General features: G+C 72.6%; 15 protein-coding genes. 4 read left to right on the plus strand and 11 right to left on the minus strand.

The features are described 5' to 3' along the window. Positions 1–238: 238 nt before the first annotated feature. The 5 genes from ilvC to AB0E05_RS09160 all read right to left on the minus strand — a co-directional run bounded on the left by ilvC (position 239) and on the right by AB0E05_RS09160 (position 8233). Positions 239–1237, minus strand: a complete 999-nt coding sequence (gene ilvC, locus AB0E05_RS09140; RefSeq protein ID WP_361960915.1) for a ketol-acid reductoisomerase — start codon at positions 1235–1237, stop codon at positions 239–241. Between the two features lie 108 nt (positions 1238–1345). Then, positions 1346–1873, minus strand: a complete 528-nt coding sequence (ilvN, locus tag AB0E05_RS09145) for an acetolactate synthase small subunit (protein WP_361536977.1) — start codon at positions 1871–1873, stop codon at positions 1346–1348. A 30-nt stretch (positions 1874–1903) separates the two neighbouring features. After that, positions 1904–3763 (minus strand): acetolactate synthase large subunit, encoded by a 1860-nt coding sequence (locus AB0E05_RS09150; RefSeq protein ID WP_361960917.1) that lies wholly within the window; start codon positions 3761–3763, stop codon positions 1904–1906. Positions 3764–4100: 337 nt separating this feature from the next. Next, a complete protein-coding gene (locus AB0E05_RS09155; protein ID WP_361961077.1) occupies positions 4101–6896 on the minus strand; it encodes an EAL domain-containing protein in 2796 nt (931 codons plus the stop codon). A gap of 377 nt (positions 6897–7273) precedes the next feature. Next, the gene (locus AB0E05_RS09160; RefSeq protein ID WP_361960919.1) at positions 7274–8233 is read right to left on the minus strand and encodes a 2-hydroxyacid dehydrogenase; all 960 of its coding nucleotides are present in this window, start codon (positions 8231–8233) and stop codon (positions 7274–7276) included. 118 nt (positions 8234–8351) lie between these two features. Here AB0E05_RS09160 and AB0E05_RS09165 point away from each other — a divergent pair, with 118 nt between their 5' ends. The 3 genes from AB0E05_RS09165 to AB0E05_RS09175 all read left to right on the plus strand — a co-directional run bounded on the left by AB0E05_RS09165 (position 8352) and on the right by AB0E05_RS09175 (position 10854). After that, positions 8352–9377: an aldo/keto reductase gene (locus AB0E05_RS09165; protein WP_361960921.1), complete on the plus strand. Its 1026-nt coding sequence runs from the start codon at positions 8352–8354 to the stop codon at positions 9375–9377. A 113-nt stretch (positions 9378–9490) separates the two neighbouring features. After that, a complete protein-coding gene (locus AB0E05_RS09170) occupies positions 9491–10648 on the plus strand; it encodes a PQQ-dependent sugar dehydrogenase (RefSeq protein ID WP_361960923.1) in 1158 nt (385 codons plus the stop codon). 14 nt (positions 10649–10662) lie between these two features. Then, positions 10663–10854 carry a DUF6191 domain-containing protein gene (locus AB0E05_RS09175; protein ID WP_361960925.1) on the plus strand — a complete coding sequence of 64 codons (192 nt, stop codon included), beginning with the start codon at positions 10663–10665 and terminating at the stop codon, positions 10852–10854. Positions 10855–10890: 36 nt separating this feature from the next. On the opposite strand, the gene AB0E05_RS09180 is transcribed toward AB0E05_RS09175, so the two are convergent. The 3 genes from AB0E05_RS09180 to AB0E05_RS09190 form a co-directional block, all read right to left on the minus strand. After that, entirely contained in the window at positions 10891–13953 is a 3063-nt protein-coding gene (locus tag AB0E05_RS09180) for an AAA family ATPase (protein ID WP_361961079.1), read from the minus strand. Positions 13954–14060: 107 nt separating this feature from the next. Then, positions 14061–14249: a hypothetical protein gene (locus AB0E05_RS09185; protein ID WP_361960927.1), complete on the minus strand. Its 189-nt coding sequence runs from the start codon at positions 14247–14249 to the stop codon at positions 14061–14063. Positions 14250–14457: 208 nt separating this feature from the next. Continuing rightward, complete coding sequence (locus tag AB0E05_RS09190) at positions 14458–15357, minus strand: LysR family transcriptional regulator (protein ID WP_361960929.1); 900 nt, start codon at positions 15355–15357, stop codon at positions 14458–14460. Positions 15358–15456: 99 nt separating this feature from the next. Between AB0E05_RS09190 and AB0E05_RS09195 the strand changes: the two genes are divergently transcribed. Beyond that, positions 15457–16722: an MFS transporter gene (locus tag AB0E05_RS09195; protein ID WP_361960931.1), complete on the plus strand. Its 1266-nt coding sequence runs from the start codon at positions 15457–15459 to the stop codon at positions 16720–16722. On the opposite strand, the gene AB0E05_RS09200 is transcribed toward AB0E05_RS09195, so the two are convergent. The 3 genes from AB0E05_RS09200 to AB0E05_RS09210 form a co-directional block, all read right to left on the minus strand. Then, complete coding sequence (locus AB0E05_RS09200) at positions 16723–17514, minus strand: GNAT family N-acetyltransferase (RefSeq protein WP_361960933.1); 792 nt, start codon at positions 17512–17514, stop codon at positions 16723–16725. A gap of 62 nt (positions 17515–17576) precedes the next feature. After that, complete coding sequence (locus AB0E05_RS09205) at positions 17577–18158, minus strand: GNAT family protein (RefSeq protein ID WP_361960935.1); 582 nt, start codon at positions 18156–18158, stop codon at positions 17577–17579. A gap of 57 nt (positions 18159–18215) precedes the next feature. After that, complete coding sequence (locus AB0E05_RS09210) at positions 18216–20465, minus strand: MMPL family transporter (protein WP_361960937.1); 2250 nt, start codon at positions 20463–20465, stop codon at positions 18216–18218. Positions 20466–20547: the final 82 nt, after the last annotated feature.

Here is a 20547-nt window from a genome sequence, read left to right on the forward strand (position 1 = left end):
AAAGCCACGGCGGGAGTCGGCCGTCCCGACGGCCGCAGGCGGTGGAGGGGCTAGCCGCGTGGAAGACGCACGACACTGTGGGCCTGACGCGTGTTGTTCAGAAGTGTAGTGGTGCCGGGAGGGCGGTCCTGCGCCTTCTCGGCAGGATCACCCGTCCGTGGGTGGACGAAGTGGTCAACGACGGCGAAGGGCCGTCACGCCCCCGTTCCCCGGGGTGTCACGGCCCTTCGCCACGGGCTCACGCCTCGTCGTCGACCCAGCTCATGAGCTTGCGCAGCTCCTTGCCGGTGGTCTCCAGCAGGTGGTTCTCGTCCTGCGTCTTGTACTCGTTGTACTTCTTCAGACCGCCGTGGTACTCGTCCATCCAGTTCTTGGCGAAGGTGCCGTCCTGGATCTCGGCGAGGACCTTCTTCATCTCGACCTTGGTCTGGTCGGTGATGATCCGCGGGCCGGTGACGTAGTCGCCCCACTCGGCGGTCTCGGAGACCGACCAGCGCATCTTCTCCAGGCCGCCCTCGTACATCAGGTCCACGATCAGCTTCAGCTCGTGGAGGCACTCGAAGTACGCGATCTCCGGCTGGTAGCCGGCCTCGACCAGGGTCTCGAAGCCCGCCTTGACCAGCGCGGCGGTGCCGCCGCAGAGCACGGCCTGCTCGCCGAACAGGTCGGTCTCGGTCTCCTCGGTGAAGGTGGTCTTGATGACGCCGGCGCGGGTGCCGCCGATGCCCTTGGCGTACGACAGCGCCAGCTCGAACGCCTTGCCGGAGGCGTCCTGCTCGACCGCCGCGATGCACGGGACGCCGCGGCCCTCCTCGTACTGGCGGCGGACCAGGTGGCCCGGGCCCTTCGGGGCGACCATGGCGACGTCGACGCCGGCCGGGGGCTTGATGAAGCCGTAGCGGATGTTCAGGCCGTGCCCGAAGAACAGCGCGTCGCCGTCCTTGAGGTTGGGCGCGATGGACTCCTCGTACACCTGGGCCTGGATCGGGTCCGGGACCAGGATCATGATGACGTCGGCCTCGGCCGCGGCCTCGGCGGGGGTGACGACGCGCAGGCCCTGCTCCTCGGCCTTGGTCTTGGACTTGGAGCCCTCGTGCAGACCGACGCGGACGTCGACGCCGGAGTCACGCAGCGACAGCGCGTGGGCGTGGCCCTGGCTGCCGTAGCCGATCACCGCGACCTTGCGGTTCTGGATGATGGACAGGTCGGCGTCGGCGTCGTAGAACAGCTCGGCCACTGGGATATCTCCTTGGGGTGCAGATGGTGCGTCCCACCGTACGGCGGGGAGGGGGCGGGGCGCCCGGGGGTCTCGCGATCCGGGCGGGGGTGCGCGGGCGGTACGGCCTCAGGCCGTGCGGTCCAGGGCGCGCAGGGACCGGTCGGTGATGGACCGGGCGCCACGCCCTATGGCGATCGTGCCGGACTGGACCAGCTCCTTGATGCCGAAGGGCTCCAGCATCCGGAGCATCGCCTCCAGCTTGTCGCTGGAGCCGGTGGCCTCGATCGTGACGGCCTCGGGCGAGACGTCGACGGTCTTGGCGCGGAAGAGCTGGACGATCTCGACGATCTGGGACCGGGTCTCGTTGTCCGCCCGGACCTTGACCAGCACGAGCTCGCGCTGGATCGCAGCGCTGGGCTCCAGTTCGACGATCTTCAGGACGTTGACCAGCTTGTTGAGCTGCTTGGTGACCTGTTCCAGGGGCAGGCCCTCGACATTGACCACGATGGTGATGCGGGAGATGTCGGGGTGCTCGGTGACGCCGACGGCGAGCGAGTCGATGTTGAAGCCGCGGCGGGAGAAGAGGGCGGCGATCCGGGCGAGGATGCCCGGGGTGTTCTCCACCAGGACGGAGAGCGTGTGCTTGGTTGACATGACGTGGGTCTTCCGTCTCTCTCTGCTCGCTCAGTCGTCTTCGTTGTCGCCGAAGTCGGGGCGGACCCCGCGGGCGGCCATGACCTCGTCGTTCGAGGTGCCGGCGGCGACCATCGGCCAGACCATGGCGTCCTCGTGGACGATGAAGTCGATCACGACGGGGCGGTCGTTGATCGCGTTCGCCTCGGCGATGACCTTGTCCAGCTCGTCCGGGGACTCACAGCGCAGGGCGTAGCAGCCCATGGCCTCGGAGAGCTTGACGAAGTCCGGGACGCGGGTGCCGGCGCTGGGCTCCTTGCCGGTGGCTCCGGGGCCGGAGTGCAGCACGGTGTTGGAGTAGCGCTGGTTGTAGAAGAGGGTCTGCCACTGGCGGACCATCCCGAGCGCGCCGTTGTTGATGATGGCGACCTTGATCGGGATGTTGTTGAGCGCGCAGGTGGTGAGTTCCTGGTTGGTCATCTGGAAGCAGCCGTCGCCGTCGATGGCCCAGACGGTGCGGTCGGGGGCGCCGGCCTTGGCGCCCATGGCGGCCGGGACGGCGTACCCCATCGTGCCGGCGCCGCCGGAGTTCAGCCAGGTGGCGGGCTGCTCGTAGTTGATGAAGTGGGCCGCCCACATCTGGTGCTGGCCGACGCCGGCCGCGTAGATGGTGTCCGGGGGCGCCAGCTCGCCGATGCGCTGGATGACCTGCTGCGGCGAGAGGCTGCCGTCCTCGGGCTGGTCGTAGCCGAGGGGGTAGGTCTCGCGCCAGCGGTTGAGGTCCTTCCACCAGGCGGTGTAGTCGCCGGTGTGGCCCTCGCTGTGCTCGGCCTGGACGGCCTGGACGAGGTCGGCGATGACCTCGCGGGCGTCGCCGACGATCGGGACGTCCGCGGCGCGGTTCTTGCCGATCTCGGCCGGGTCGATGTCGGCGTGGACGACCTTGGCGTACGGGGCGAAGCTGTCCAGCTTGCCGGTGACGCGGTCGTCGAAGCGGGCGCCGAGGGTCACGAGCAGGTCGGCCTTCTGCAGCGCGGTGACGGCGGTGACCGAACCGTGCATGCCCGGCATGCCCACGTGCAGCGGGTGACTGTCGGGGAACGCGCCCAGCGCCATCAGGGTGGTGGTGACGGGGGCTCCGGTGAGCTCGGCCAGGACCTTCAGCTCGGTGGTGGCGCCGGCCTTCAGGACGCCGCCGCCGACGTACAGCACCGGGCGCTTGGCCTGGACGATCAGCTTGGCGGCCTCGCGGATCTGCTTGGCGTGCGGCTTGGTGACCGGGCGGTAGCCGGGCAGGTCCTGGGAGGGCGGCCAGCTGAAGGTGGTCTTGGCCTGGAGGGCGTCCTTGGCGATGTCGACGAGGACGGGCCCGGGGCGGCCGGTGGAGGCGATGTGGAACGCCTCGGCGATGGTGCGCGGGATGTCCTCGGCCCTGGTGACCAGGAAGTTGTGCTTGGTGACCGGCATGGTGATGCCGACGATGTCCGCCTCCTGGAAGGCGTCCGTGCCGATCGCGTGGGAGGCGACCTGGCCGGTGATCGCGACCAGCGGGACGGAGTCCATGTGGGCGTCGGCGATCGGCGTGACCAGGTTGGTGGCGCCGGGGCCCGAGGTGGCCATGCAGACCCCGACCTTGCCGGTGGCCTGGGCGTATCCGGTCGCGGCGTGCCCCGCGCCCTGCTCGTGGCGGACCAGGACGTGGCGGACCCGGGTGGAGTCCATCATCGGGTCGTACGCGGGGAGGATGGCACCACCGGGAATACCGAAGACGGTGTCGGCACCCACTTCCTCAAGAGAGCGGATGAGGGACTGCGCACCTGTCACGTGCTCGACTGCGGGGGTCTGCTGCCCGCCGCCACGGGCGCGCGGCTGGGGATGGTGGGCCCCGGTGGCCTGCTCGGTCATCGGCATTCTCTTCTCGAAGCAGAGGGATTGCTGGAGGGTGCTGCGGGTGGTGCTGCCGGTCTGGTCGGTTCGCCGCTCGGGGGGTCGCCGGGCGTTACCGGCCTACTCGGTTTTGCTCGGTCTTGCGGTGGTTGGCGCCGGTACGGCGCCCGGTGCCGATGCAACAAAAAACCCCTCGTGCCGTCAGGCAAGCGAGGGGAGCGCGTCGGGAGGAGTCCGCGGGGTCCTTGGTGAGGATCCCGCTCAGCCGACGCGCTGTCCAAGTACGAGAATTCGGGTGCGCATGGCAAAGACCCTCTCCCCGACGCGCTATCACTGTCAAGCCCGTGGGATGCACGTCTCATCATGTGAGCCGTGGTTTGTGCGAACCGCGCCCCATGCCGAAGGAGCCGCCGGCCGCGCCGCCCATCAGGGCGGGCAGCGCCATCGCACCGGGCACCGTGAAGTCGTCCCTGACCAGGGCGCGCCGCAGCCGGTACTCGTCGAGGGCGCCGGAGAAGGCCATCCCCTGGCCGTGGCTGCACCCCATGGCCCGCAGGGCGAGCACCTGCTCCGGGGAGTCCACCCCTTCGGCCACGGACTGCATCCCCAGGTCGTTGGCGATCCGCAGCAGCCCGCTGGTGATCTTGTGGAGTCGGGCGGACTCCACGACGCCGTCGACCAGCCCCCGGTCCAGCTTCAGCACGTCCACCGGGAGCCGGCGCAGGGCGTTGATGGCCGCGTGGCCGCTGCCGAAGCCGTCCAGGGCGATCCGCACCCCGAGTCGACGCAGCGCCACGAGGCGCTGCTCCAGGTCGTCGAAGGAGTTCCGCGGGTCGTGGTAGATCCGGGGGTCGTTGTCGGACAGCTCGACGATCAGCGAACCGGACGGCAGGCCGTGCCGGGTGAGCAGGCCCTCGATGCTGCCGAGCGGCAGCGACCGGTCCAGCAGTCGACGCGCGGAGATCCGTACGGACACCGGGACGCAGTGGCCGTGCCGGCCGCGCTCGGCGGCCTGCGCCACGGACTCCTCCAGCAGCCAGCGGCCCAGCTCCGCGGCGCGGTCCACGTCGTCGGAGACCCGGAGGAACTCGGCGGGCGTGAAGAGGATGCCCTGGGCCGAGCGCCACCGGGCCTGGGCGGCGACGGCGTCGATCCGGCCGGTGGCCAGGTTCACCACGGGCTGGTGCAGCAGCGCGAACTCGCCCTCGTGCAGGGCGCTGCGCAGCCGGGCGGCCAGCTCGGTGCGGCGGACCACTTCGGCCTGCATCTGCGGTACGTACAGCTCGACCCGGTCCTTGCCGCCGGCCTTCGCCCGGTACATCGCGAGGTCGGCGTTGCGCATGAGGTCGGAGGGGCCGCAGCCGGGCTCGGCGAAGGCCACCCCGATGGAGGCGGCCACGCGGACGTCCTGACCGTCGATGCGATACGGCTGGGAGAGCGTCAGCCGCAGCCGGTCGGCGATCTCGACGACCTGGGCCTCGCGGGTGACCCGGTCGCGGGTGCCGTCGCCGGCGATCAGGGCGGCGAACTCGTCACCGCCGAGGCGGGCGGCGGTGTCCCCCGCCCGCAGGGACTCGGCCAGCCGGCCCGAGGCGGCGATGAGCAGTTCGTCCCCGGCCTGGTGGCCGAGGCGGTCGTTGACGCCCTTGAAGCCGTCGAGGTCGATGAAGAGCACGGCGGTGCCGGCGTCGCCGGAGCGCCGGCCGGACAGGGCCTGGCGCACCCGCTCGGTGAACAGCGCCCGGTTGGGCAGGTCGGTGAGCGGGTCGTGCTCGGCGCTGTGCTGGAGCTGGGCCTGGAGCCGGACCCGCTCGGTGACGTCCCGGCTGTTGAAGAGCAGCCCGCCCTGGTGGCGGTTGACGGTGGACTCCACGTTGAGCCATTCGCCGGCGCCGGAGCGGAAGCGGCACTCGATCCGGGTGGTGGGCTCCTCAGCCGGTGGCGCGGCCAGGAACCGTCTCACCTCGTGGACGACCCGGCCGAGGTCCTGCGGATGGACCAGACAGGCCAGCTCGGAGCCGATCAGCTCCTCCGCGTCCCGTCCGTAGACCCCGTTGGCCGCGGGGCTGACGTAGCGCAGCACCCCGGAGGGCGCGGCGATCATGATCACGTCGCTGGACCCCTGGACCAGGGAGCGGAAGTGGTTCTCCTTCTGGGCCAGTTCGTGGGTGAGCGCGATGTTGTCGAGGAGCATGATCCCCTGGCGTACGACCAGGGCGAGCACGACGGTGCACGCGGTGATCACCACGACCCGGTCGACCCGGCGCCCTTCGACCACGTTGTACAGGATCCCCAGGGTGCAGACCGCGGCGGCCAGGTACGGCGTGAGGGCGGCCAGGGAACCGGCCACGGGGCGGGTGGGCGGGCGCGGCTGCGGCGGTCTGACCGTCTCGGTCGGCCGCGGCACGCCCCACGGGGCGTACGCCAGCAGGAGCGATCCGGCGAACCAGCCGGCGTCCAGGAGCTGCCCGGAGCTGTAGGTCTCACGCAGCAGCGGCGAGGTGAACAGCGCGTCCGACACCACCGTGAGCGCGAGCGCGGCGACCGCGGTGTGCACCGCGGAGCGATTGCCGGCCGAGCGGCGGAAGTGCAGCGCCAGCACCATGCTGACCAGCACGATGTCCAGCATCGGATACGCCAGGGAGAGCGCGGCGGGCGCCACGCTCTCGCCCTGGACGGTCGCCGTGTGGGCGAGGGCGAGGCTCCAGGAGATGGTCAGCAGGGAGCCGCCGATCAGCCAGGCGTCCAGCGCCAGACAGACCCAACCGGCCCGCGTGACGGGGCGTTTGGCGAGGACGAGCAGACCCACGATGGCGGGCGGCGCGAAGCAGAGGAAGAACACGTCCGCGGTCGAGGGGCTGGGCACCGGACGGTCCAGGACGACCTCGTACCACCCCCAGACGCCGTTGCCCAGGGAGGCCATGAGGGAGGAGAGCGCGAACAGCAGCCACGCGGGCCTGCGCCGCGGGGAGACCTGGCGCGCGTAGCAGAAGCACGAGACCGCGGCGATCAGGGCGGCGGCGCTGAGCCCGAAGTCGCCCATGATCAGTGCGAGTTCGCGGGAGCCCCAGCCGACGGCGGCGCCCACGGCGTAACCGATACAGAGGAGGGCCAGGAGGAGGGGGGCGAGGAGCCCCTGCGCGCCGTCGGACGCCATCCGGCCGACCGCCAGCGCCTCCTGGGCGCTCACCGTCCCGCTCCCCGAGGAGACCCCGGGTGTCGTCGACGACATCCCCGCCGCGTTGGATCATTGGTCCATTGGCCGTGCATCGCCCGTCGCCCCCCTCGGAATCCAATCGTCAGTCAGGCTGCGCCACCGCACCGCCCCATGCTGGGTGCAACCCCCAAGTCGGGACTTTACACCAGGATGGTCACTCAGGGACATAGCCCCTCTACTCTCCGTGACAATGGTCGAGCGGGTCGACGCGCTGGGCGATCGGAGGACTTCGCAGCGTTTCCGGCTGTGACGGGGTCGGACCGGAGGGCCGGATGGCGCGAACCGTACGGTCCGACCCTGCCCACGATCTCCCGGCGCTACGCCGTGGGGCCGGTGGTGCGGACGACGTTGTCCAGCGGTTCGCCGGCCGCGAAGCGGGTGAGCTGACGGGCCAGCAGCCGCCGGGCGCGCGGCATGAACGCCGAGGTGGATCCGCCGACATGGGGGCTGATCAGCACTCCGGGCGCGTGCCAGAGGGGGTGCCCGACGGGCAGCGGCTCCGGGTCGGTGACGTCGAGCGCCGCGGTGATGCGTCCGCTCGTCACCTCGGCGAGCAGTGCCCCGGTGTCGACGACGGCGCCGCGAGCGACGTTCACCAGGAGCGCGCCGTCCTTCATCGCCGCCAGGAACGCCCCGTTCACCAGGCCCTTCGTCCCGGCGGTCAGGGGCACCGACAGGATCACCACATCGGCTTCGGGGAGCAGGGCGGGGACATCGGTGAACGGGCGCACCGCACCGCGCTCGGTGGTGCGCGGGGAGCGCGCGACGCGTTCCACGCGCGCGCACTCAAAGGGTGCGAGCCGGTCCTCGATCGCCGCCCCGATCGCCCCGTATCCGATGATCAGCACCGACTTGTCGGCGAGCGCGGGGTAGAAGCCGGAGCGCCACTCCTCGGCATCCTGGCCCCTGACGAAGCCGGGGAAGCCGCGGAGCGAGGCGAGGACGAGCGCGAGGGTCAGTTCGGCCGTGGACGCCTCGTGCACCCCGCGGGCGTTGCAGAGGCGTACGCCGGAAGGCAGGCTTCCGAGCCCGGGTTCGACGTTGTCGGTCCCTGCGGAGAGTGTTTGCACGACCCTGACGGACGACATCGCGGGCAGCGGGCGGGTGGCCGTCTGCGCACCGGACATGTAGGGGACCGTGTAGAAGACGCAGTCGGCCGGGTCGGCGGGGAAGTCCTCGCCGCCGTCCCAGAGCCGGTAGGTCAGGCCCGAGTCGGCGGCCTGGGGCAGGCCCTCGATCTCGTCGGCCGGTATGGGCAGCCACACGTCGGAAGTCATGGTCACCACGGTAGGCCGCGTCTTGTCGATCTTGACGGGCTGGAGGTGGAGAAACGGTCGGGGTTGGTTAGTTTGGTGGGCGTCCGGCGACGGACGAGGAAGCGGAGGGTACGGGCGGGTGGAGCGCAGGACGATCGGCGCGGCGGCGCTGCGGGTGGGCGCGGTGGGGCTGGGCTGTATGCCGATGAGCTGGGCGTACGCCACCTCCCAGCAACGCGGGGACCGTTCCCTGCGCACGGTGCACGCGGCCCTGGACGCCGGCTGCACCCTGCTGGACACCGCCGACATGTACGGACCGTTCACCAACGAGCTGCTGCTCGGCCGGGTCTTGAAGGAGCGGCGGGCGGACGCGTTCGTGGCGACGAAGGTCGGACTCCTGGTGGGTGACCAGCACGTCGTCGCCAACGGCCGGCCCGGGTACGTGCGACGGGCGTGCGACGCCTCGCTGCGGCGGCTCCAGACGGACGTGATCGACCTGTACCAACTGCACCGGACCGACCCGGAGGTCCCCGTCGAGGAGACGTGGGGCGCGATGGCGGAGTTGGTGACGGCGGGGAAGGTGCGGGCGCTCGGGGTGTGTGCGACGGGCGCCGACGACGCCCGGGTGCCCCGGCGCGGTACGGCGCACCCACTCGCGCACGCGGGGCCGTACGGCAAAACGATCCGGCTGCTGGAGCGGGTGCAGCAGGTGTTCCCGGTGGCAGCGGTGCAGGCGGAGCTGTCGGTGTGGTCGCCGGACGCCCTGGAGCGGCTGCTGCCGTGGTGCGAGGCGAGGGGCGTCGGCTTCCTGGCGGCGATGCCGCTGGGCAGCGGGTTCCTCACCGGGACGCTGACGCCGGGGCAGGGCTTCGAGCCGGACGATCCGCGGGCCCGGCATCCCCGTTTCACGGCGGAGATGATGGCGGCGAACCAGCCGGTGGTCGCCGGGCTGCGGCGGGTGGCCCGGCGGCACGGGCCCGACACCACGCCGGCGCAGGTCGCCCTCGCGTGGGTGCTGGCGCGCGGGGGGCACGTGGTGCCCGTGCCGGGCGCCAAGCGCGAGAGCTGGGCCGTGGAGAACGCCGGGGCGGCGGGGCTGCGTCTCACGGAGCGGGACGAGGCGGAGATCGCGGCGCTGCCGGCGGCGCTGGGCTCCTGGGACTGAGCGGCGCCTCCCGGCGGCGGGACGCTGGCCGGGAACGTGCGATCGGGAACCGTTCGGGCCCGGGCGGTGTAAGAAGGGTAGTCATCCGCCCATCCGACGAAGGGATCGTGATCGTGCGACGTCCTGGCGCGACGGCCGTTGTGGCCACCGCCGTGCTGCTGCTGGCCACCGCGTGCTCGTCCGACGGCGACGGGACGCCGAGCGACCCCGGTTCGACCTCCGCTTCCGGTCCGGCCGGTGCCGCGTCGGGCTCCCCGTCGCCGACGGGTCCGCCGGCGCAGGGCTCCGTGAAGGTGACGGGGACGGTCACCGAAGGGCTGAAGTCCCCGTGGGGCGCGGTCGCCCTGCCCGACGGGGACGTCCTGGTCGCCTCGCGCGACGAGGCCACGATCACCCGCGTCGACGGGGAGAGCGGCAAGCAGACGCAGATCGGCTCCGTCCCGGGCGTCGCGGCCAATGGCGAGGGCGGGCTGCTGGGCCTCGCCGTCTCCCCCGACTTCGCCTCCGACCGCCAGGTGTACGCGTACTTCACGACGGACTCCGACAACCGCATCGCCCGACTGCGCTACGACGAACAGCGCCCCGCGGGGCAGCAGTTGGGTGCCCCGGACACGATCCTGCGGGACATCCCCAAGGGCGTCGTCCACAACGGCGGCCGGATCGCCTTCGGGCCGGACAAGATGCTGTACGCGGGCACGGGCGAGGTGGGGCAGACGGGTCTGTCGCAGGACCCGGCGTCGCTCGGCGGGAAGATCCTGCGGATGACCGCGGACGGGCGCCCCGCGCCGGACAACCCCCGCCCCGACTCCCTCGTCTACTCCCTGGGCCACCGCAACGTCCAGGGGCTCGCCTGGGACTCCGACAAACGGCTGTGGGCCAGCGAGTTCGGCCAGAACACCTGGGACGAGCTCAACCTGATCCGCCCCGGCGGCAATTACGGCTGGCCCGACGTCGAGGGGAAGGGCGGCAAGGACGACTTCGTGGACCCGGTGGCCCAGTGGAAGACGGACGAGGCGTCCCCGAGCGGCATCGCGTACGCCCAGGGCTCCATCTGGATGGCGGGGCTGAGGGGAGAGCGGCTGTGGCGCATCCCGCTCGCCGGCGGGGAACCCTCCGCCGCACCCCAGTCGTTCCTGAAGTCGGAGTACGGCCGATTGCGCACCGTCGTCGCCACAAGCGGCCCCGGGGTCCTGCTGATCACCAACGAGACCGATGGTCGGGGCTCGCCCGAGGCCAGGGACGACCGGATCCTCCGCCTGGAGGTGAAGTAAGGAGTGCCCCACCGATGTTCAACGTCTTCGAGCAGATCTTCGCACCGGGCCGCAAGCACACGGACGAGGAGCACCATCGGCTCACGCTGACCCGGGAGGACGTCGGGGACGCCGATCCCGGGCGCGGCCCGATCGACCTCACGTCCGGCCGGGTCGTCGTCCGCCGCCCTGGCGGTGACGCCCCGCCGGCCGCCGGCTCCGACTGAGCCGGCGGGCCACCGGGCTTGATGCGTCGGCCGGCGTCAGACGCCGGTCTCCTCCAGAGGGAAGAGCCGCAGTCGGTGCGCCACCGCCGCGGCCTCGCCCCGACCGGAGACGTTCAGCTTGGCCAGGATGTTGGACACGTGCACGCTCGCGGTCTTCGGGGAGATGTACAGCGACTCGGCGATCTGGCGGTTGCTGCGGCCCGCGGCCACCAGCCGTAGGACGTCCTTCTCGCGCGGGGTCAGTCCGAAGGCGGAGCCTCGGGAGGGGTCGCCCCCGGCGCAGGCCGCGGCGGGCGTCGCGGGCGACTGCGGCTCCAGCGGGATGCGGGCGCGCTGGGCGAGGAGCGCATTGTCCTGGACGAGCGGCCTGGCACCGAGGCGTACGGCGGTTTCATGGGCCTGCCTCAGCAGCTCCCCGGCCCGCGCGCGGTCCGTCGACAGCAGTGCCTCCGCCCAGCGGTGCCGCACCATCGCCAGCCCGAAGGGGTGCGCCGTCTGCTCGAACGCCTCGCCGGCCTCGGCCCAGTCCTCGGGGCGGTCCTCGCCCCGGGCGCGGCGCACCTCGGCGCGCACCCAGCGTTCGTACGCCATCCATATGGGGTCGGCGGCGGGCAGGGTGCGGGCGAGCGCGGCGATGCGGTCCAGGACTTCGGCGCGGCCTGCTTCGGCGGCGGGCAGCCCGCGGGTGTCGCCCTCCAGGGTCGCGGCGACGCGCAGCAGCGGCCAGGCGTACCGCTGCGTGCCGGGCGGGAAGCCGTCGGCGGTCACCCGGGTGAACTCGGCGCGGGCGTCCGCCACCCGCCCCTCCGCAGCGGCGATCGCGACCTCGATCCTGTCGAGGCTGACGGTGCTCTGCGGGGTGGGGTCCTTCGTGCCGAAGTACTCGCGCGCCTCGCGCAGCCGTCGGGCGGCCGACGCGGTGTCGCCGCGGCCCAGGTCCAGCAGGGCGAGCCCGGTGGCGGCCCAGGCGCGCGGCTTGGGGCTCTGGGCGACGAGCAGGGCCCGCTCTCCCGCCGCCTCGACCTCGTCCCAGCGGCCCAGGACGAAGTACGACTCGGCCAGGTTGCCGAGGACCCACGCCTCGGTGCCGACCAGGCTGTAGCTGGCGGCGACCTCCAGGCCCTTCAGGAGGACGTCCACGGACTCCTGGGAACGCCCCACGCTTTCCAGGGCGTGCGGCAGGTTCACATAACTGCTGGAGATCAGGGTGTGGGCGTTGAGCGCCACGGACCGTTCCTTGACGGTGTGCATCTCGGCCAGACCCTCGTCGGCATGGCCGGCCTCGACCAGGAGGCCGCCCAGGGAGAGCCGGGCGGCGAGTTCGACGCGCTCGTCGCCGACCATCCGGGCGTACTCCACGGCCTGCTCGGCGATGGCGAGGCTCTCGGGGCCGGGGGTGTGGATGCGGTACCACGAAGCGGCTTCGGCGAGGATCTGGGCGTGCACCGGGGACGGCGGCAGCCCGCGCACCAGTTCCTTGGCCTCGGCGAGTTCGGCCCAGCCGTCACCACGGCCGAGCACGGAGACCAGCCGGGAGCGTTGGAGGGCGAACCAGGCCGCGCTCAGCGGGTCCTGCTCGGCGAACGCCAGCCGCTGGCCGCGCTTGGCGATCTGTAGGGCGCGCTCCCGCTCCCGGCTGAGCCGTCCGGCCGTGGTGGCCTCCGCCATCAGGTCGAGGAAGCGCAAGGGGGACTCGGGGTCGCGGCCGTGCGAGGGGTAAGCCTCCGCGTAGTCCAGGGGGCGCAGCGCGGCGCGGACCTCGGCGGATGCGCCGTCCCACAGCTCCATGGCGCGCTCCAGCAGCCGCAGTTGCTCCGAGTAGGCGTGGCGGCGGCGGGCTTCGACGGAGGCGTCGAGCACGGCCGGCAGCGCCTTGGCCGGGTCGTGCGCGTGGTACCAGTAGGTGGCGAGCCGCATGGCCCGCTCGTCGTCCCTCACGAGCCCGGGATCGGCCTCCAGCGCCTGGGCGTACCTGCGGTTGAGCCGGGAGCGCTCGGGAGGCAGCAGGTCGTCGCTGACGGCCTCGCGGGCCAGCGAGTGGCGGAAGCGGTAGCCGTCGCCGTCGGAGGAGGGCTGGAGGATGTTCGCCTCGACGCCGGCGCGCAGGGCTTCGATGAGGTGGTCCTCGGCGAGGCCGGTGACGGCGAGGAGGAGGCCGTACTCCACGGCGGAGCCGCCCTCGGCGAGGACGCGGGCGGCCCGCTGTGCGGACTCGGGCAGGGCTTCGACCCGTACGAGCAGGATGTCGCGCAGCGAGTCCGGCAGGCCGCAGGGGTCGTCGGCGACGAGGCTGCGGGCCAGCTCCTCCACGAAGAAGGCGTTGCCGTCGGAGCGGTCGAAGACGTTGTCGACCATGTCGGGGGCGGGCTCGGCGGCGAGGATGCCGACGAGCTGGCGGTGCACCTCGCCGCGGGTGAACCGGGCCAGCTCGATGCGTTGGACGGTGCGGGTGCGGTCGAGTTCGGCGAGGAAGGGGCGCAGCGGATGGCGGCGGTGGACGTCGTCGGAGCGGTAGGTCGCGATGAAGACGAGCCGGCCGCGGCGCAGGGTGCGGGTGAGGTACGCGATCAGATGGCGGGTGGAGGCGTCGGCCCAGTGCAGGTCCTCCAGCACGAGGACGACGGTCCGCTCGGCCGCGACGCGCTCCAGCAGCCGGGTGGTCAGCTCGAAGAGGCGGGCCAACTCGCCGTCCTCGTCCCCGCTGCGCTCGCCCCTCGGATACTCCCCCAGCTCGGGGAGGAGCCGGGCGAGCTCCTGTTCGTGTCCGGCGGCGGCGGTCGCCATCTCCTCGGGCATCAGCCGACGCAGGGCGCGCAGGGCGGTCGAGAAGGGGGCGAAGGGCAGTCCGTCGGCGCCGATTTCGACGCAGCCGCCGACGGCGACGACGGCGTCACGACGCCGGGCCTCCGCCCACAGCTCCTCGATCAGCCGGGTCTTGCCGACCCCGGCTTCGCCGCCGACGAGGAGGGCCTGGGGCTCCCCGCAGCTCGCGGCGGCGTCGCCGGCGGCGCGGGTGAGCGCGTCGGTGAGCACCGACAGCTCGCCTGCGCGTCCGACGAACACCGGACTGACGGATCTTGTCTCCACGCTGCCGAGCATCGCACAGGCGTCTGACAGCACGGCACCCCCGACGATCCTCGTCGGGGGCGGGCCGTCGGTGACGCCGGGCTCCCAGGGGTGGCCGGGGGCCGCGGCGCGGACCGGGTTCACGCGGCGGGGGCGTAGCGGTGCGCGGGACTCACCCCACCCTCCCCCGGCTCGGCGCCGGGTTGTTCGGTGCGCCGGGCGAGGCGTGCCCGACGGGCCAGCCGGTACGCCTCGGCCTGGCGGACCAGTTCCTCGTGGCGTACCCGGGCGGTCTCCCGGTGGTGGTCGTGCGTGGCGAATGCGGACATGTCCCGCTCCTCGGGTCGGTGGTGGGGCCGGCTCGCTGCCGTGCCACCACTCTCGTGTCCCAGTCGGGTCCGGCACATCGGAAGGGTGCCGCATCCTCGCGCGGGCGGGGTCCTTAGGCCCGGGCCGCGGACGGGGCGGTGGGCCCGGGGCGGTCTAAGGAGGTGCGCCCGGTGCCTTAGGCGGCTCGCTCCGGTGTCCTAGGGCCGGTCAGCGGCGGGTGAACTGATCGCGCAGGTGTCCGGTGAGTGCGGTCAGTTGGCGGTTGGTGCGGTCGGTGCGCCAGACCAGGCCGAGTTGGGAGGGCTCGTCGAGCCCGTCGACCGTGAGGTAGCGGACGTCGCTGCGGGCCGTGCGTTCGCTCATCGGTCGGCAGACCAGCATGCCGTGTTCGCCGGTGGCGACGCGGGCCAGGCCCTCGTGGACGGTGGCGATGCCGGTGGTGGAGCTGATGGGGGTGCCCGCGGGGGTGGCGTGCGGCACCTGGGCCGTCATCCAGTAGTCGGGGGCGTCCCCGACGGGCCGCAGCAGGTCCAGTCCGCCCAGCTCCTCCACGTCGACGCGGTCCGCCGCGGCCAGCGGGTGCGAGTCGGCGAGGGCCAGCAGCCGGTCCTGGGGCGGGAAGCGGAATCCGGTGGTCAGGGCGGCCTCGTGGACGGGCAGTTCGACCACGACGGCGTCGACCCGGCCGCCGAGCACGGCCGTGAAGGGCGAGCCCCAGGGGATCTCGCGCAGCTCCATCGTCACGTCCTCCTCGGCGCGCAGCCGCCGGAACGCCTCGGTGACCTCTTCGTACACACTGCCGTGGAAGCCGATGCGCAGCCGGCACAGGGTGCCCCTGCGCGCCCGCTCCCGGGCGCCGGTGAGCGCGGAGTCCAACGCGTCGTAGGCCGGGCGCACCTCGTCGACGAACTGGGCGCCGAACCGGCTGAGCGCCACGCGCCGGCTGGTGCGGTCGACCAGCCGGACCCCCACCCGGCGTTCGAGGGAGCCGATCAGTTGGCTCACCCGGCTCTGGGAGATGCCCAGGCGGGCGGCGGTGCGGCCGAAGTGCAGCTCTTCGGACAGGACGAAGAGGCACTCCAGCTCCTGCACGTGGACCTGGTTCATCGCGGTCTCCCAGCACTGCGCCGATTGATTACTCCAGCTCATCGAACCCTGAGAAGATCGGCGTTGTTCCCGCTCAGGGGCGCTGCTTGGTTGGAACGCATGGAAACCCCCGCACCACTCACCGACAGTAGAGACCCCGTGGACACCGGCTCGCCCGCCGTGCGCACCGCTGCGTGGCAGTGGCTGGCGGTCGCCGTGCTGTCGCTCAGCACGTTCGTCGTCGTCACCTCGGAGATGCTGCCCGTCGGGGTGCTGACGCCGATGGCCGACGGCCTGGGGATCAGCCGGGGAGCGGCCGGGTCGAGCCTGACCGTCACCGGCCTGGTGACCGCCGTGACCGCCCCCGTCGTACCGAGGCTGCTGGGCGCGCTCGACCGGCGCGCGGTGCTCGCAGCGGCGATGGTGGTGCTGGCCGCGGGCAATGCCCTGACCGCGGCGGCGGACGACTTCGGTGTGCTGGTGGTCTCCCGGGTGGTCCTCGGCATCGGGATGGGCGTGGTGTGGGGGCTCGCGTCCGCGGTCGCGCCCCGGCTCGTATCACCGCGTCATGGCGCGGTGGCCGTGTCCCTCGCGGTCGGCGGGGTCGCGGCGGCTTCGGTCGTCGGCGTGCCGCTGGGCACGCTGGTGAGCAATGCGTACGGCTGGCGTTCGGCCTTCGGCGCGCTCGCCGTCGGCGCCGTGGTGCTCGCCGCCGCCCTGCTCCTGGCACTGCCCCGGCTGCCCCGCCCGGCGGCGCCGACCGCCACCGCGGACGGCACGGACGCGGCGTCCCCGCTGCGCGTCCCGTCGGTGCAGATCGGGCTGGTCGTGGTCCTGTTCCTGGTCACCGCGCACTTCGCCGCGTACACCTACGTACGGCCCGTCCTTGAGGAGCGCACCGGGCTCGCCCCGGGCACCATCGCCGTGGTCCTGCTGGTGTACGGGTTCTTCGGGCTGGTCGGCAACTTCGCGGCCGGCGCCCTGGCGGCCCGTCGCGCCCGCCGCACGGTGCTGGTCCTCAGCGCCGGCGTCGGCGCGGCGATCGCGCTGCTCGCGCTCTTCGGCCGCTGGGCGGGGCCGACCGTCGTGGCCGTCGCGCTGTGGGGCGTGATGTACGGCGGGCTCTCGGTCGCCGGTCAGATCTGGATGACCCGCTCGGCGCCGCACCGCGTCGAGCAGGTGACCGGGATCTACGTGGGCGTCTTCACCGCCGCCATCGCCCTCGGGGCGTTCCTCGGCGGCGCCGTGGTGGAGGGGGTCGGCGTCCCGGCGCTGCTGTGGAGCGCCGCGGCGCTCGCTGCTGCCGCGCTCGCCGTAGGGCTGTTCGACGGCGGCCGGACGCCCTCGAAGTCCCCTGGTCGGGGGCGTCCCCGACGGGCCGCGTGATCAGCCGGTGGAGGCCCCGTCTTTCGCAGCGGCCGTCCGCACGTACGGCGTGGTGGTGCTGAGCACCCGGAATCCGAGCCGTTCCAGGATCGGCCGGCTCTGGTCGCTCGCGTCCACCTGGAGGTAGCGGTAGCCCCGCTCCGCGGCGATCTTGGCGCGGTGGGCGACCAGCGCCCGGTAGATGCCCCGGCCGCGCCACTCGGGGTGGGTGCCGCCGCCCCACAGGCTGGCGAACCCGGTGCCGGTGTGCAGGTCCATGCGGGCCGAGCACACCGGCACGTCGCCGGCCACGGCCACGGCCATCACCGTGCTCTCGCTGCCGAGCTGCCGCAGGAGCTGCCGCTCCATCTCGGCGTGGACCCGCCCGAACGCCAGCTCGTTGACCCGAGTCATCAGCCGTACGCCCGCCGCGTCGGTGACGTCGTCGATCCGCACCCCCTCGGGAAGGGGCGCTTCCATGGGCAGTTCGGCGATCTCGGCGACCATCAGGGCCTCCTCGGGCTCGGGCACGAAGCCCGCCGCGAGCAGTCGGTCCGCGAGGTCGGCGGGCCGGTCGTGGGAGTACAGCTTCCACTCGAAGTCCCGCCCGGCGGCGTCGAAGTACGCCGTCTCGGCGGCGACGGCGGCGTCCGCGGTGTCGTCGTCGAGGTCGGACCACAGGACGCCGTTCCAGTCGGGCGCGGTCGCCCGTACGACGTCACCCACCCGCTCGAAACGGGTGCCGGGGTCGTCGGCGACGAGGTCGCGGCGCAGCTGCGCGTCGAACAGGGCGAGCAGTTCGGTCTGGTCCATCCGCCCATTGGAGCAGCCGGGAACCGGGCCGACCACGGGTTTTCCCGCCGCCCGCGCCGTCCTCAGCCGGTGCCCTCCGCGGCGGTGCGCAGCTCGCGCCACTCGGGCGCCAGCACCGACCAGACCTCCATGTCGTGCCGGACGCCGTGGTGCTCGTAGGACTGCCGCAGGACCCCGTCCCGGCGCATCCCGAGCCGCTGGGCGACGTTCACGCTGGGGGTGTTCCCCGAGGCGACGACCCACTCGACCCGGTGCACCCCGCGCACCTGCACCGCCCAGTCCACGAGGACCGTGACGGACTGGGTGACCAGTCCGCGGCCGACCGCGGCGGGCTCCAGCCAGCAGCCCACCTCGCAGCTCCCGCCGGCGGCGTCGAGGGAGACGAAGAGGACGCCGCCGACGAGGGTGCCGTCCAGCCAGATGCCGTAGATCCTGGCGCCGTCGGCGGCCTGTCGGTCGGCGTACGACTGGAGGAGGGAGCGGGCGGAAGCGAGGTCGGCGGCCCGGTCGGCGAAGGAGATGAACTGTCCGACGAAGTCCCGGCCGCGGTCCATGTGGGCGAGGAACTCCGCCGCGCGCCACGGCTCCAGGGGGCGCAGCTCCGCCGTCTCGCCGTCCCGCGCCTTCAGGGGTATCGCAAACATCGCCGCCGCCCTCGTCCTCGTCTTGTGTCTTTGCTCTCGCACTCGCCCGTGCCGTGGTCAGCGCCGCCCGGCCGTGCGCCGTTCCTGGTGCTGCTCTGGGATCTTCGCATGCGCCCGGCACTCGGGTCGTTCGATGCTGATCCGCGGCAACCGTCGGTCCAGCCAGCGGGGCAGCCACCAGTTCGCGCCGCCGAGCATGTGCATGAGGGCCGGGACCAGGAGCGTACGGAGGACGAAGGCGTCCAGGGCGACGGCCGCGGCGAGCGCGATGCCGAACATCGCGATCACCCGGTCCCCGCTGAGGACGAAGGCCAGGAAGACCGAGATCATGATGACCGCCGCCGAGTTGATCACCCGGCTGGTCTCGGCGAGGCCCACCCGCACCGCCCGGCGGTTGTCCCCGGTCTCCAGCCACTCCTCGTACATCCGGCTGACGAGGAAGACCTGGTAGTCCATGGAGAGTCCGAAGAGGACGGAGACCATGATGACCGGCAGGAAGGGTTCGATCGGGCCGGCCCTGCCCAGTCCGAGCAGTTCGCTGCCCCAGCCCCACTGGAAGATCGCGACGACGACCCCGAAGGACGAGGCGACGGCGGCCACGTTCATCGCCCCGGCCTTCAGCGGGATGCCGATGGAGCGGAAGGCGAGCAACAGCAGCAGACAGCCGAAGGCGATCACGGAGCCCACGAAGAGCGGCAGCTTGCCGACGATCACCTCGGCGAAATCGTCGTACCCGGCCGTCACCCCGCCGACGTGGACCTTCAGCGAGGTGCCCTCGGCGGCCTTCGGCAACAGGTCGCCGCGCAGCCGGTCGACCAGTTCGCTGGTGGCTTCGGCCTGCGGCGCCGAGTCGGGGACGACCGTGAGCATCGCGGTGTCCCCGCTGCCGTTGTACGTGACGGGGCTGACCGACGCGACGCCGTCCGCGCCCCGCAGCGCCTGGGGCAGCCGGTCCATGGCCACCTGTTGTGCGGCGCCGTCGAGCCGGGCGACCAGGGTGAGCGGGCCGTTCACACCGGGGCCGAAGCCGCCGCCCGAGGCCCCGGACGGCCCGGGGGCTTGATCGGGGCCGCCGTGCGCCAGCAGGTCGTACGCCTGGCGGGTGGTGCTGGACGCCGGGTTGTTGCCCTGGTCGGAGGTGCCGAGGCGGAGGGAGAGCGCGGGCAGCGCGAGCACCGCCATCACCACCACGGCGACGGCGCCCAGCAGCTTCGGACGGCGCTCCACGAACGCGGACCAGCGGGCCGCGAACCCGGTCGGCACCTCCGGCTGGGGCCCCGACTCGCGCAGCCGGCGCCGCTCGCGCCCGCTGAGCGCGCGGTCCCCGATGTACGACAGCAGCGCGGGCAGCAGCGTCACCGATGCGGCCACCGTGAGGACGACGGTGAGGCAGGCGGCGATCGCGACGCCGTTGAGGAAGCTGAGGCGGAGTATCAGCATCCCGAGCAGCGCGATGCACACGGTGGCGCCGGCGAAGACCACGGCGCGGCCGGTGGTCGCCACCGCGTTCTGCGCGGCCCGGGGCACGGTGAGGCCCGCGCGCAGCCCCTTGCGGTGGCGGGTGACGATGAACAGGGCGTAGTCGATCCCGACGCCCAGCCCGATCAGCATGCCGAGCATGGGCGCGAAGTCGGCGACGGTCATCAGGTGGCCGAGCAGGACGATGCCGGCGTACGCGGTGCCGACGGAGACGACTGCGGTGGCTATCGGGAGCAGGCTGGCGGCGAGGGAGCCGAAGGCCAGGAAGAGGACGACGGCGGCGACGGCCACGCCGACGACTTCGGCGAGGTGGCCCGGGGACGACTCGACGAGCCCGACGGCCGGGCCGCCCAGTTCCACCTGGACTCCGTCGGACTGCGCTGCCTTCGCGGTCTTCGTCACGGCGTCGACGTGCGACGGCGGCACGGAGTCCGGCTTCTGGTCGAAGGTGACGGTGGCGTACGCCGTGCGTCCGTCGGGGCTGATCCTGCTCGCGCCGTCGGCCGCGTACGGGCTGCTCACGGCGGCCACCGACGGCAGCTCGGCGACCTCGTCGAGCATCGCGGACATCCGCTCCCGCACGTCGGACGCGCGGACGGTGCCCTGCTCCACGTGCCACACGACGGTGTCGCCCTCGCCGCCCTGGCCGCGGAAGCCCTCCTCGATCAGCGCGGTGGCGCGACCGGACTCGGTGCCGGGGACCTCGTAGTCGCTGGAGTAGGCGGAGCCGGCCGCGCCCGCCGCCGTGACGACGCCCGCGCAGACGAACAACCAGATGAGGACGGTGGCGAGTCGGTGCTTGACGCACCACCGGGCGATGGCTGCCAACGGACGTGCTCCCTGGTGGTTCGTGGATCTTGATCGGGAACAGCCCGAAAAGAACTCAATGAACGCTTGGCCCCTGCGGTGA

The organism is Streptomyces sp. NPDC048057 (assembly GCF_040653095.1).
Lineage (GTDB): Bacteria > Actinomycetota > Actinomycetes > Streptomycetales > Streptomycetaceae > Streptomyces.

Excerpts from the sequence above, each read along its gene's own strand:
- ilvN (WP_361536977.1), bottom strand. The coding sequence starts at position 1,873 with ATGTCAACCAAGCACACGCTCTCCGTCCTGGTGGAGAACACCCCGGGC.
- AB0E05_RS09150 (WP_361960917.1), bottom strand. The coding sequence starts at position 3,763 with ATGCCGATGACCGAGCAGGCCACCGGGGCCCACCATCCCCAGCCGCGC.
- AB0E05_RS09155 (WP_361961077.1), bottom strand. The coding sequence starts at position 6,896 with ATGGCGTCCGACGGCGCGCAGGGGCTCCTCGCCCCCCTCCTCCTGGCC.
- AB0E05_RS09160 (WP_361960919.1), bottom strand. The coding sequence starts at position 8,233 with ATGACTTCCGACGTGTGGCTGCCCATACCGGCCGACGAGATCGAGGGC.
- AB0E05_RS09175 (WP_361960925.1), top strand. The coding sequence starts at position 10,663 with ATGTTCAACGTCTTCGAGCAGATCTTCGCACCGGGCCGCAAGCACACG.
- AB0E05_RS09180 (WP_361961079.1), bottom strand. The coding sequence starts at position 13,953 with ATGCTCGGCAGCGTGGAGACAAGATCCGTCAGTCCGGTGTTCGTCGGA.
- AB0E05_RS09185 (WP_361960927.1), bottom strand. The coding sequence starts at position 14,249 with ATGTCCGCATTCGCCACGCACGACCACCACCGGGAGACCGCCCGGGTA.
- AB0E05_RS09190 (WP_361960929.1), bottom strand. The coding sequence starts at position 15,357 with ATGAACCAGGTCCACGTGCAGGAGCTGGAGTGCCTCTTCGTCCTGTCC.
- AB0E05_RS09195 (WP_361960931.1), top strand. The coding sequence starts at position 15,457 with ATGGAAACCCCCGCACCACTCACCGACAGTAGAGACCCCGTGGACACC.
- AB0E05_RS09200 (WP_361960933.1), bottom strand. The coding sequence starts at position 17,514 with ATGGACCAGACCGAACTGCTCGCCCTGTTCGACGCGCAGCTGCGCCGC.
- AB0E05_RS09205 (WP_361960935.1), bottom strand. The coding sequence starts at position 18,158 with ATGTTTGCGATACCCCTGAAGGCGCGGGACGGCGAGACGGCGGAGCTG.